10 protein-coding genes are annotated in these 12,155 nt (G+C 43.8%); 6 read left to right on the top strand and 4 right to left on the bottom strand.

The window, feature by feature from the left end; genetic code table 11:
* Positions 1–24 precede the first annotated feature (24 nt).
* From DYU05_RS15755 to DYU05_RS15745, 3 genes are all read right to left on the bottom strand, one after another.
* The gene (locus DYU05_RS15755; RefSeq protein WP_235854036.1) at positions 25–1,143 is read right to left on the bottom strand and encodes an AI-2E family transporter; all 1,119 of its coding nucleotides are present in this window, start codon (positions 1,141–1,143) and stop codon (positions 25–27) included.
* 83 nt (positions 1,144–1,226) lie between these two features.
* Positions 1,227–3,401, bottom strand: coding sequence for a tetratricopeptide repeat-containing sensor histidine kinase (locus tag DYU05_RS15750; RefSeq protein ID WP_133300249.1), 2,175 nt, complete (start codon positions 3,399–3,401; stop codon positions 1,227–1,229).
* 178 nt (positions 3,402–3,579) lie between these two features.
* A complete protein-coding gene (locus DYU05_RS15745) occupies positions 3,580–5,058 on the bottom strand; it encodes a glycine--tRNA ligase (protein WP_117384109.1) in 1,479 nt (492 codons plus the stop codon).
* 182 nt (positions 5,059–5,240) lie between these two features.
* On the opposite strand from DYU05_RS15745, the gene DYU05_RS15740 reads away from it, so the two are divergent.
* From DYU05_RS15740 to gldG, 5 genes are all read left to right on the top strand, one after another.
* Positions 5,241–5,960 carry an ATP-binding cassette domain-containing protein gene (locus DYU05_RS15740; RefSeq protein WP_117384108.1) on the top strand — a complete coding sequence of 240 codons (720 nt, stop codon included), beginning with the start codon at positions 5,241–5,243 and terminating at the stop codon, positions 5,958–5,960.
* A gap of 199 nt (positions 5,961–6,159) precedes the next feature.
* Positions 6,160–6,663, top strand: coding sequence for a hypothetical protein (locus tag DYU05_RS15735; RefSeq protein ID WP_117384107.1), 504 nt, complete (start codon positions 6,160–6,162; stop codon positions 6,661–6,663).
* A 119-nt stretch (positions 6,664–6,782) separates the two neighbouring features.
* Positions 6,783–7,286: a hypothetical protein gene (locus DYU05_RS15730; protein ID WP_117384106.1), complete on the top strand. Its 504-nt coding sequence runs from the start codon at positions 6,783–6,785 to the stop codon at positions 7,284–7,286.
* Positions 7,287–7,362: 76 nt separating this feature from the next.
* Positions 7,363–7,893, top strand: a complete 531-nt coding sequence (locus tag DYU05_RS15725; protein ID WP_133300248.1) for a transporter — start codon at positions 7,363–7,365, stop codon at positions 7,891–7,893.
* A gap of 101 nt (positions 7,894–7,994) precedes the next feature.
* Entirely contained in the window at positions 7,995–10,397 is a 2,403-nt protein-coding gene (gene gldG, locus DYU05_RS15720; RefSeq protein WP_117384104.1) for a gliding motility-associated ABC transporter substrate-binding protein GldG, read from the top strand.
* A gap of 10 nt (positions 10,398–10,407) precedes the next feature.
* On the opposite strand, the gene DYU05_RS15715 is transcribed toward gldG, so the two are convergent.
* The gene (locus DYU05_RS15715) at positions 10,408–10,806 is read right to left on the bottom strand and encodes a hypothetical protein (protein ID WP_117384103.1); all 399 of its coding nucleotides are present in this window, start codon (positions 10,804–10,806) and stop codon (positions 10,408–10,410) included.
* Between the two features lie 129 nt (positions 10,807–10,935).
* Between DYU05_RS15715 and dnaN the strand changes: the two genes are divergently transcribed.
* Complete coding sequence (gene dnaN / locus DYU05_RS15710) at positions 10,936–12,060, top strand: DNA polymerase III subunit beta (RefSeq protein WP_117384102.1); 1,125 nt, start codon at positions 10,936–10,938, stop codon at positions 12,058–12,060.
* The last annotated feature ends 95 nt before the right edge of the window (positions 12,061–12,155 follow it).

Below are 12,155 nucleotides of genomic sequence, written 5' to 3'. Positions count from 1 at the left end.
CATGGGTCTTTTTTTGATCTTTGTTTAAGGCTGCTGGTTTTGAGGCAATACTGCCTTTCTTTTTAACCTGTTTCGAAGCATTTCTCCCATGTGCCGAGTGGGAATGTTATCACCGAGAAGTTTACCCCACGGTTTCAGTTCCTCTATACGGTCGAAAATGATCTTTAGTACTGCTACAAAAGGAATAGACAGGAACATACCCGACAGGCCCCATAGCTGATTGCCCAGCAGTACCACAACTATTGACATTAAGGCGTTTATCTGAACCTTGGACGATACGATTCTTGGTACTAATATATTGTTATCTATAAACTGGATAACTATATACGCACCTATCACACCCAGCTGTGTTGAAAAGCCATCCTTGGTAACGGTTGCCATTAACACCGGTAAAGCGATAGCTATAATACCTCCCAGATAGGGGATCAGGTTAAGTATAGCACCAATGCATCCTATCAGAATACCATACTTTACACCTAATAGTACCAGTGCCAGCGAGTTCATGGCAGCTACAATTATCATTTCTATCAACAAGCCAACTATATAGCTTTGGATGGCACCTTTTGTCTCTTTAAGTACCTCACTTACCTTGGTAGAGTTTTCTTCGGCAAAAACTTCGTACAGGAAATTCAGGATCAATGTCTTGTAAAGCAGCATGAAGAATATGTAAACCGGCAACAGGAATACAATAGCAAGTGTTCCCAGCAAGCCACCCAAAGTTTTGCCTAACATAGCCTGGCTGTTGTTTAGTGCTTCCTTTACCATTTGGTCCTGTTTGGTTATAGGAACGCCAAAGGTGGTATTTATCCATTGCTTTACAGTAATGGTGACCTCGCCAAGCTTTTGCTTAAGCATAGGAAGTGAATCTCCAAACTGGATGATCTGGGTAGACAGGAAATAGAATACTAAAGCTACAGTAATAAACGCTACAGACAATGCCAGTACAATTGAAAGTACCCTTGGTACCCCCCATTTCTGCATACGGTTTGCAAGTGGGTTAAGCAGTATCGCCAGGAATGCGGCAAATGCAAGTGGTATAAGTATCTCGCTGAGTGTTGCTAACGCGTAAACAACTAATACGAGCCCGAATAGCACGGCTGTGCTTTGTATGTAAAAAGGTTGATCCTTTATTTTAATTCCCATTTTGAGTAGCCTGGTAGCTTAACACACAAGGCTATAAGGGCTAAAATTGTTTTGGTATGAATGCAAGTTTACAAAAGGTTAACTTACACCAGTTTAGGTGAATTCTCTACCACCGATGACGCGGAAGCGAGCGCGAAACCCAACTCGGTGCCGGCATTAAGATCGCTTTTGGCCCATATCCTGCCGTTATACTTCTCAACAAGGTCCTTACAAAAGATTAAGCCCATGCCCGTACCACGCTCATTTTTTGTACCTGGTTGACTTTCCACTTTGCGCTTAAACAGTTTACCTAATTGATCGGTACTCATTCCAATGCCATGGTCTTTCACCATAAATAGTACTTCGCCGTTTATAACTTGAGCCTTGATTTCTATTAAGCTGTTCTCATGCGAGAACTTGATAGAATTAGTAAGAAAGTTGTGTACCACTATCCTTATCGAATTGGGGTCTGCCATAACCACGTGCCCGGTTGTTACAGAGTTGATGGCGGTTATGTTTTTTTGCTTTAACTGATCTTGTAAAGTCTCCAATTCAACTTTCACTACATCACTTAAACAGAAGTTTTTGGTCGTATCCGTAATGTTATCCACCTGGCTGTTTATCCAAAAGAGGAGGGTGTCCAGGAAATCGGAGGTATGTTCCAGTTTGCCAGATACTAAAGGGACCATCTCGGCAAATTCCTCCGGCGTAATATCATGTTGGGTTAGCAGCGTAAACATTCCCCTTAACGTACTAAGCGGTGCACGCAGGTCATGTGCCAGTATGCTAATGAGCCTGTCTTTAAGCGTATTTAGTCCGTTAAGTTCTTCTGCTTGCTCAAGCACTTCCCTATTTTTTTCGGCAAGCATGGCATTTGCTTTTAGCTGTTTACGTTTAGCATTGTAATAGATGATCATCATAATGGTAATAATCACAATTACTATTGCGTAGATGGTGTTTGCAACCCGTTGCTGCTCTATTTTCTTTACCAGTTGAGCCTCTTTAACTACGGCTTTCCTTTGACTGTTCTCAAAGTCTATCGCCATGTTGTAAGAAGCGAATTTTTGCAGCGTTTCGTCGTTTTTTAAGCTATCACGCAGGCTTGTATAAAGGCGATGCTGCTCGTAAGCTTTATCAAATTGCTTTAAACCAGCCAATGCGTTGCTTACCTGCAGTGTAGCATCGGCTTGTGTATTCAGGCTTTGTAGTTTGCCGGCAAGTTTCTGAGCCGAAAGCGCGTGAGCGTATGCTTCGGAATATCTCTTTTCCAGATTGTAAACAAGTGCCAAACCTTCGTAGGCATAGGCCATGTTATACTGAATGTTGTTTGCAGTTGCCGACTCGAGTGACTTCTTGAGATAAAATATAGCTGAATCAGTTTTTTGCAGATGATAATTTACTATACCGAGATCATAATACACCAGGCTTATGCCGTCCTGGTCGCCCAGGATCAGGTAATCTTTAAGTGCCTTTTGAAAGTAAGTATTTGCCTCATTAAACTTCTTTTGCGACATCAGCACCTCGCCAATGTTCTGGCTGATGGTACTTATACCCTGCTTATCGTCCAAGCGCAGCCACAAAGCATTTGCTTTGTTGAAGTAATCCATCGCTTTGTCCCAAAGCTCCAGATGCTGCATTACCACACCGATATTGCAATAATTGTCCGCAGCTGCAAGATGGTTATTAAGCTTTAGATCAATATTCAACGACTTGAAATAGTTGTCGAGCGCTTTTGTGAACTGCCCCTTATTATCATAAGTAATACCTATAATAGCATAACTATTAGCCACTTCCTGTTGATTGCCCAACTGCTTGCGTATTGCAAGAGCCTTTTCGTAGTAATTTAGCGCTACGGTGTAGTTGCCAAGATAATCCTGAATGCTGCCCAGGCCCATGAACGCTTTACTTACACCAAGTTGGTCTTTATTCGAGCGATACAGTTGCAGTGCTTTATTGTAATTTACCGTACCTGCAGCATATTGGCCTCGGAAGTTATTAACGGATGCTAGCTGCACGTACGCGTCTGCTTTACCACGGGTATAGTTGAGCTTGTTTGCAATTGCAAATGCGTTTTCTGCATAATGCACTGTACTATCAGGTGCGCTTTCGTAAAACTCTTCAGCAATGGTATTAAGGATGTTTACAGCAGCGGTATCAGTTTGCTTCCCTTTCGCAAGTAATTTGGCCTTAAGTTTATTAACAGATTGAGCCGGTTGATAGGCAAGCGCATGCGTGCTAATTATGTTTATGATAACAACTAATATCAGTGCCGGCTTCAATATCAAACAAATTATTAAACTTGAGGGATAAAGATATATTCTTAAAGATTAATATACCTAATATTTTGCTTTTTATAATGAGTTTGAATAATTGCTGATGAATAATGTAGCGTCCGGAATATAATAATAAAGCCCGCATCGCTGCAGGCCTTATTTTATATTTAGTAAGCAGAAATGACTATAAAACGTTCTTCCAGCTTACCAGATCGCCAATAATCTTATCCAGCTGGTCGGCAGGAACACGTTCCTGTGCCATGGTATCGCGGTGGCGGATGGTAACGGTGTTATCTTCTAATGTTTGATGGTCAACCGTAATACAGAAAGGCGTGCCGATTGCATCCTGGCGGCGGTAACGCTTGCCGATAGCATCCTTTTCTTCGTATTGCAGGTTGAAATCGAGTTTAAGGCTATCCATTATCTCGCGGGCTTTTTCCGGCAGGCCATCTTTCTTGGTTAGCGGGAATATAGCTGCCTTAACTGGTGCCAGGCAAGGGTGCAGGCGCAGCACGGTACGGCTGTCCTGTCTTTCTTCAGTGCTCAGGTCTTCTTCTTCGTAAGCGTTGATCAGCGTAAGCAGGAACATACGGTCAAGCCCTATCGAAGTCTCTATTACGTATGGCACGTAATTACCGTAAGGTTTGCCTGTTTCCGGGTCAACTTCCGGGTCGAAGTATTGCATTTTCTTGCGTGAGAACTTCTCGTGTTGGCTCAAATCAAAGTCAGTACGGCTGTGTATGCCTTCAACCTCTTTAAAGCCGAACGGAAAGTTAAACTCTATGTCGTACGCGGCATCAGCATAATGTGCCAGCTTGGTATGTTCGTGGTAGCGGTACTTTTCAGGAGCTGTGCCAAGGGCAAGGTGCCATTTCAGGCGGGTTTCTTTCCACTTGTCAAACCACTCGCGCTGTGTGCCCGGGCGAACAAAGAACTGCATCTCCATTTGCTCAAACTCACGCATGCGGATGATGAACTGGCGGGCGATCACCTCGTTGCGGAATGCCTTACCAATTTGGGCAATACCAAAAGGGATCTTCATCCTGCCGGATTTTTGAACGTTAAGGTAATTAACAAAAATACCCTGTGCAGTTTCCGGGCGCAGGTAAATGGTGTCCGATTCATCAGCAATGGCGCCTACCTGGGTGCTGAACATCAGGTTAAACTGGCGTACATCTGTCCAGTTGGCAGTGCCGCTAACCGGGCATTTAATATTCTGCTCAATTATGAGTTCGCGTAAACGGGGCAGGTTCTCGGCTTTTAAAGCGTTGTCCATTTCCAACTGTAACTCTTCAGCTTCGCTGGTTTTGCCTTCTTCGTCTAAGCTGGCTATACGGTCCTCCAGTAATTGGTCTGCCCGGTAACGTTTTTTGCTGTCTTTATTATCAATCATCGGGTCGCTGAAGCCGTCTACGTGACCGCTTGCTTTCCAGATGGTTGGGTGCATAAATATGGCGGAGTCTATACCAACAATATTATCGTTCATCTGCACCATGGCCTTCCACCAGTAGGTTTTCAGGTTGTTCTTTAATTCCGAACCATTTTGGCCGTAGTCGTAAACGGCGCTGAGGCCATCATAGATCTCGCTGGACGGAAAAACAAAGCCATACTCCTTGGCATGTGCAATAACATTCTTAAAAATGTCTTCGGTGGTATTACTCATAGTGCGGCAAAGATAGTTTTTAGTATTAAAGTTAAAAAGTCGTGGAGTCGGAAAGTCCGAAGTCCAAAAGTTAACGAAGTTCAGGGAGAAAAGTCGGACAGTGCTGCTTTTCAGACTTGACTTTTTGCTTCTCCGACTTGCTGACTTCGGTACTTTCCGACTATTTATCTAACTTTGAAGTTATGAGCATTAAGGTAGATACACTCACCAAAATTTATGGCCACCAGAAAGCTGTTGATGGCATATCTTTTTCTGCCGATACAGGTGTGCTTGGTTTTTTAGGGCCGAATGGCGCAGGGAAATCTACCACCATGAAAATGCTTACCTGCTTTATACCGCCCACAAGTGGCGCTGCATCTGTATGCGGGTTTGACATTGGCCAACAGCCTTTAGAGGTTAAGAGGAATATTGGTTACCTGCCCGAGAGTAACCCGCTATACACCGAGATGTATGTTAAGGAAGCGCTTGGATTTACCGCAGGCATACATCAGCTGCACAATCCTCAAAAGCGCATTGCTGAAGTTATAGAGCTTACCGGGCTTGGGCCGGAGCAGCACAAGAAAATAGCACAGCTATCAAAAGGTTACCGGCAGCGTGTAGGGCTGGCACAGGCTATACTGCACGACCCAAAGGTGCTTATACTAGACGAGCCAACCTCCGGCCTTGATCCTAACCAGCTTATTGGCATCCGCCAGTTGATAACCGACTTGGGTAAAACCAAAACAGTAGTACTATCTACCCATATTATGCAGGAGGTAGAGGCAGTTTGCAACCGCGTTATAATTATCAACAAAGGGGAAATTGTAGCTAATGATAGTTTAAGTAACATCAGGTTAGCGAATAATAATAAGTCGCTGGAGGGTATTTTCATCGAACTTACCAACCAAATTGTAGCGAAATAAATCGGCTTACAACCAATTAGTTAATCTTCTATTTTAAGTTTTTTCATCCCACGCTGTAACATCAGGGTATGGTTGGGCGTCATTTTGTCCGAAACAAGCTGGCAGCGGTACCCTGCCGGGAGAGGTTATCGTTCAAAAAAACAAATTGACCGATAACACTGTTTCAGAACAAATATTTATAATTCAAAAAACCATTGTCATGAAAAAAATTCTATTTGCTATCCTGTTTGTAGTAGGCGCAGCAAGCACATGTTTTGCACAATCAAGCAGCGAAACCGGTAAATTTAGCTTAGGCTTAAACGCGGGTTTACCTGTTGGCAGCGCTCACGATGTATCCTCATTCGCAGGCGGCCTTGATCTAAAGTACGATCTGCCAATTGCTACTGGTACTTTCTTTACCATCTCTGGCGGCTATACAAGGTTCTTTTATAATGATTTCGGAAAAGCTGTATCAGGCGAGAAAGGCGCTGGTTTTGTTCCATTGAAGGCTGGTATTAAACATTACTTCGATCAAGGCTTTTATGGCGAAGGTCAATTAGGCGCTGTGTTCAGTACACAAAGTGGCGGCGGGACAGGCTTTGCCTACGCACCCGGCCTAGGTTACACTTTCGATGGCGGCTTTGACGTTGGCGTTCGTTACGAAGGTTGGTCAAAGAACGGTACAACCAGCCAGGTTGCGCTTCGTTTAGGTATCAGCTTCTAAGTTAAGCCAATTACAATATAAACAGGCCGCTCTCAAAGGGCGGCCTGTTTGTTTTACTTCAATTTATATTTAAGATGTATCGGCAAAGTATTACTTTGGCTCATTATCTTTTGTAAGCTATGAAGTACTGTCTACCCTTAATATTAATTTTCTTTTCCGTCACCGCATTTGGGCAAAAGGTTACATCTAATGCGTTTGGGATAGGCCTGGACCTCGGTTTCCCCACAAACAGTATTTACAACATTGGTTTTGGTGGCTCCGGTAAGGCCGAAGTGCCTATTAGCCAATCCATAAGCCTTACTGTTACTGCTGGTTACACCAGCTTTTACTACAAAAGTGCACTCATAGGCAGCACCAGATCGCAGGATCCTTCCGGCTATATACCATTAAAAGCGGGCGCAAAATATTACCTGTCCGAAGGTTTTTATTTAGAAGGTGAGGCAGGCACCGCGATAGAGACCAATTACAACAAGGATAAGCTCTTTGCCTTTTCTGTTGGTCCTGGTTTTCTGTTCTCTACCGGTAAGCATACGGGGTTTGATGTTGGCCTTAAATACGAGAACTGGGGTAGCGGCCGGCTTAAACAAACTGCCCTGAGGGTAGCCTACCGACTGGCCTGGTGACGTTTTTTTTGATTATCACAAAAGCAATGCAATCATTTTCGTAAGTTTACGTCCAAATCAACGCTTTGTTGTTAATATGAAAAAAATCCTAGCCCTACTTTTTACATGTTTTTGTTTTTGCTCTTCGTTGCAAGCGCAAAACTATACGTATCAACAGGACAACAATAAAGCTTTTAGTATTGGCCTGGACATGCCTGTAGCTATCCGGAACGAGTTTTTCACTGTTGGTGCAGGTGCCTCTATCAAAGGAGAATACCCCATCGGCGAAAACCTGAGTGTAACTGCAGCCGGGGGATACCAAATACTTCGTGTTAAAGATGCTTATCGTACCGAGGAAGGCCCTAATAAAGCTGGTGCTTTTATACCTGTAAAGGCCGGGGTAAAATACTTCCTTGGAGATGGCTTATACTTTGAAGGTGAAGGTGGTATATCTATAGAAACCAATTACGCTAAACGCAAATATGCAGTTATTGCGCTTGGGCCTGGTTTAATGGTGCCTATGAAAAATCGCAGCAGTATAGATTTTTCGCTGCGTTACGAAGACTGGGGCAGCTCACGTATAAAGGTACTGGGCATAAGGGCTGCTTATCGTTTTGACTGGTTGTAATTTCTGCTTCTTTTCGCCAGTAAACACCACACCGTAAATAAAAAAGCCTGCCGTTAATAAGCTGCAACTGCTTAACTTTACGGCTTGCTATTATAAACAACGTGTTCCCAATATTTAAAAAAGAGCTCACAACTTATTTAAGCTCGCTGGTAGCCTATGTTACCATTGGTGTTTTCCTGCTCGTTCTCGGGCTTTTACTTTGGGTTTTTCCGGATACCAGCATCCTTGCCTATGGTTATGCAGGCTTAGATAGCCTGTTTAGCACTGCCCCTTATCTTTTTATGTTCCTGGTTCCCGCAATTACCATGCGTTCGCTTGCCGAGGAGCGCAGAGAAGGCACATTTGAGCTGTTACTTACCCGCCCGCTTACCGCTGTACAAATTGTACTTGGTAAATACCTTGCCGGTGTTGCCATAATTTTGTTTGCGCTATTGCCAACGCTTACGTATTACTTCAGCGTTTCAACATTAGGTGCACCACAGGGGAATATAGATACAGGCGCAGTTATTGGATCTTATATCGGCTTGTTCCTGCTTGGGGCATGTTTTACAGCAATAGGATTATTCGCATCTTCTGTAACCCGTAACCAGGTTATCGCCTTTACTATAGCTGTTTTCCTCTGCTTTTTCTTTTACAGTGGTTTCGATTCCCTTAGCGGACTGTTGTCTTTGCAGAACCTGGGAATACAAGCCTTAGGTATAACGCAGCATTATGAGTCGGTAAGTCGTGGCGTATTGGATACCCGCGACCTGATTTATTTCCTGGTGCTGTCTGGCTTTTTCCTGCTGCTTACGCTTGTTGCATTGCACAGGCAACAGCAAAAGAGGCTTACGAATACTTTGTTTATCAGTTCGTTTGGTATCCTGTTCGCACTGGCACTTTCATCCGGAAAGTTGTTTACACGATTTGATTTCACTAAAGAAAAGCGCTTCACCATATCACCCATCAGCCGCAAGGTGCTGGATAGTTTACCAGCTAATGTCAACGTGACTGTTTACTTACAGGGAGATAATTTCCCAGGCGGCATCAGGCGGCTCCAAACATCTGTAAGGGACATGCTGAGCGACCTCCAAGCTTACAGTCACGACCGGCTCCAATTTGCCTTCGTCGACCCTATGAAAGGGCAATCGCAGGAGCAGCAAAAGCAAACTTACGAGGACCTTGAGGCAAAAGGCATAGAGGCACAAAACCTGAGTGTGAAAACTGATGATGGGATACAGCAGAAAATAATGTTCCCGTTTGCATTGGTGAATTACAACGGCAAAAGCCTGCCGGTTAAGCTACTCGAGTCGCAGGCGAACATGAATCTTTCGCCAGACGAGATACTGAATAACTCTATCCAGAATTTAGAATACGCCTTTACATCAGCCATAAAAAAGATAACATTCGGAGGCAAGCAGCGGATAGGTTTTACCGAAGGCCATAGTGAGTTGAACGACCTTCAGCTGAACGACGCTATGCGTTCCCTGTCTGACGGGTATTTGGTTGGCCGCGTAAACCTGACTACTATACCGTTTGACAGCCTGCGTAAACTGGGCATGCTGGTGATTGCCAAACCCGACAAAGCTTTTACCGAACTGGAGAAGTTTAAGGTAGACCAGTATATTATGCATGGCGGTAAAGTGATTTGGGCCATAGACCAGGTAAGTGCAGAACTGGATAGCCTGAGGGGAAAAGGCGGGGAACAATTAGCCTTTAATAAACAGCTTAATCTTGATGATCAGCTGTTTAGTTACGGTATCCGGATCAACTATGACCTGATAGCCGATATAAACTCATCGCAAATACCGGTTACAACAGGCAACGCAGGCGGACAGCCGCAAATACAGTTATTGAATTGGTTGTTTAATCCGGTGTATCTGCCGCTAAGCAAGCATCCTATAGTGAAAAACCTGGACGGCATCACCAGCCAGTTTGCAAGCACCATTGATGTTTTAGATATAAAAGACGTTAACAAGACGGTATTACTCAACACGTCGCCGTATAATAAAAAAATTAGCACGCCGCACATGCTGTCGCTGCGTGCGCTGGAGCAGGAGCCCGACCCTAAAGAATTCCAGAGCCCACAGAAAATTACAGGTGTACTTTTAGAAGGTGAGTTTAAATCTGACTTTTTAAACCGCCCGGTGCCGGCGGGAATTACCGAAAAGATACAGGTGCTTGATAAAAGCAAGCCTACAAAAATGATTGTGCTAAGCGATGGCGATATTTTGCGCAACCAGGTAGGGGCAGACGGATCGCCATACCCGCTGGGTTATGACCATTATACCCGGCAAACCTACGGCAATAAAAACCTGCTGCTGAATATGGCAGATTTTATGGCCGACGACTCGGGCCTGATATCGTTACGGAACAAAGAGATACAAATAAGATTGCTTGACAGGGCACGGATCAGGAGTGAGAAACTGCAGTGGCAGCTCATCAATAATATTGTTCCTATAGCCCTGGTGTTGATATTCGCTATTTTTCAACATTATATCCGCAGGCGAAAGTATGCCCATTGATGGTTGTTCTCTAGCCGCTTATCGGGTCGGCGTAATTTTTAATTATTTCAAAACATTTATCAATTACTTCTGCCTTAAAACGGATCGTTATTCTATCAAGTTGCTCATCTTGAAGTTTTAAAAACTCAGGGTTATAGTGAAGGCGTTCTGAACCTAACGGAAGGTTGCCAGTTTCTGACATATATTCTTTAAATACCGTCAAATTGATATTCCCTATGGGTTCAATATGAGCAATCCAGCTAATTATCATGTTCATTTTTTTCACGCCGAGAGGAAGTGCAATTTGATTAGATATAATAGCTCTTGAATTTGATACAAGTTTTTTTATAAGATTATTTCTTTTAAACTCAGCGTGCTGATTCAATGTCATATAATTAAGGTTGAATTGCTTTCCTGCCAATTTACCCATTTATGCTTCAATTAATACAGATGCTTTGGCTATTGTTGATATTGGAGTCTATTTTTCAACATTACTAAGAGAGGCGAAAGTATGCCCATTAAATTTTATACTTTTGGTTGAATAAACTAGACAACCATTATGAGATTTATAGTTTCCACCACAACATTACTAAAGCAATTGCAGTCGGTTAGCGGCGCTTTAAGCAATAGCACAGTATTGCCTATACTGGAAAACTTTCTATTCGAGATAAAGGACGGTAACTTAACCATTTCTGCCACCGACCTGCAAACCAGTATGACCACATCATTACAGGTGGAAGCTAAGGAGAATGGCCGCATTGCCATACCATCCCGTATATTACTGGATACCTTGAAATCGTTACCTGAACAACCTGTAGCGTTTTCGGTAGACGATAAAACGTTTGCAATAGAAATAAGCGCGGGAGACGGTAAATACAAGCTGAGTGGTGAGAACGGTGAGGATTTCCCTAAAATACCTGTGGTAGAAAATGCATCATCTGTTAACCTGCCTGCATCTGTTTTAGGCGAAGCCATCAACAAAACCATATTCGCGGTTAGCAACGATGAGTTGCGTCCTGCAATGACAGGTGTTTACTGCCAGCTGAGCAGCCAGCACCTTACTTTTGTAGCTACAGACGCGCACAAATTGGTTCGCTACCGTCGTAAAGACGCTAAGGCTGAAAGCACAACCTCTTTCATCCTGCCAAAAAAGGCGTTGACCTTGCTGAAGTCGGCATTGCCTGCTGATGATGTGAATGTATCTGTTGAATACAACAACACCAGCGCGTTTTTTAAATTTGGCAACATTAACCTGGTTTGCCGTCTGATAGACGAGCGTTACCCGGATTATGAAGCGGTTATCCCTAAAGAGAACCCGAACAAGCTGAGCATCGACCGTTTGGCATTCCTTGGATCGCTAAACCGCGTAGCTATCTATGCAAATAAAACCACTCACCAGGTACGCCTGAAAATAAGCGGCAGTGAACTGAATATATCATCAGAAGACATTGACTTTGCAAACGAAGCTCATGAGCGCTTAAGCTGCCAGTATGAAGGTGATGATCTGGAGATCGGCTTTAACGCCCGTTTCCTGATAGAGATGCTTAAGAACCTGAGCGGAGAAGAGGTGTCGCTGGAAATGTCTACACCAAACCGTGCCGGGCTGTTATTGCCGCAGGGTGGAGACGAAAATGAAGATGTGCTGATGCTGGTGATGCCGGTAATGCTGAATAGCTACGCGTAAAGATATTCAATAAATTATATGGACCGCCGGCCTCAAAGCCGGCGGTTTTTTGTTGGGGGATAGTGGCACCTGATCATAAAATATCTGCTCCTATA

Origin of the sequence: Mucilaginibacter terrenus, assembly GCF_003432065.1 — a bacterium.
Taxonomy (GTDB): Bacteria; Bacteroidota; Bacteroidia; order Sphingobacteriales; family Sphingobacteriaceae; genus Mucilaginibacter; species Mucilaginibacter terrenus.
Note: the sequence above shows the minus strand (reverse complement) of the source record. Positions and strands in the feature narration are given on the sequence as shown.

What these genes read in the sequence shown, in the direction of transcription:
- DYU05_RS15755 (WP_235854036.1), bottom strand. Translation starts at nt 1,143, where the DNA reads ATGGGAATTAAAATAAAGGATCAACCTTTTTACATACAAAGCACAGCC.
- DYU05_RS15745 (WP_117384109.1), bottom strand. Translation starts at nt 5,058, where the DNA reads ATGAGTAATACCACCGAAGACATTTTTAAGAATGTTATTGCACATGCC.
- DYU05_RS15740 (WP_117384108.1), top strand. Translation starts at nt 5,241, where the DNA reads ATGAGCATTAAGGTAGATACACTCACCAAAATTTATGGCCACCAGAAA.
- DYU05_RS15735 (WP_117384107.1), top strand. Translation starts at nt 6,160, where the DNA reads ATGAAAAAAATTCTATTTGCTATCCTGTTTGTAGTAGGCGCAGCAAGC.
- DYU05_RS15730 (WP_117384106.1), top strand. Translation starts at nt 6,783, where the DNA reads ATGAAGTACTGTCTACCCTTAATATTAATTTTCTTTTCCGTCACCGCA.
- DYU05_RS15725 (WP_133300248.1), top strand. Translation starts at nt 7,363, where the DNA reads ATGAAAAAAATCCTAGCCCTACTTTTTACATGTTTTTGTTTTTGCTCT.
- DYU05_RS15715 (WP_117384103.1), bottom strand. Translation starts at nt 10,806, where the DNA reads ATGGGTAAATTGGCAGGAAAGCAATTCAACCTTAATTATATGACATTG.
- dnaN (WP_117384102.1), top strand. Translation starts at nt 10,936, where the DNA reads ATGAGATTTATAGTTTCCACCACAACATTACTAAAGCAATTGCAGTCG.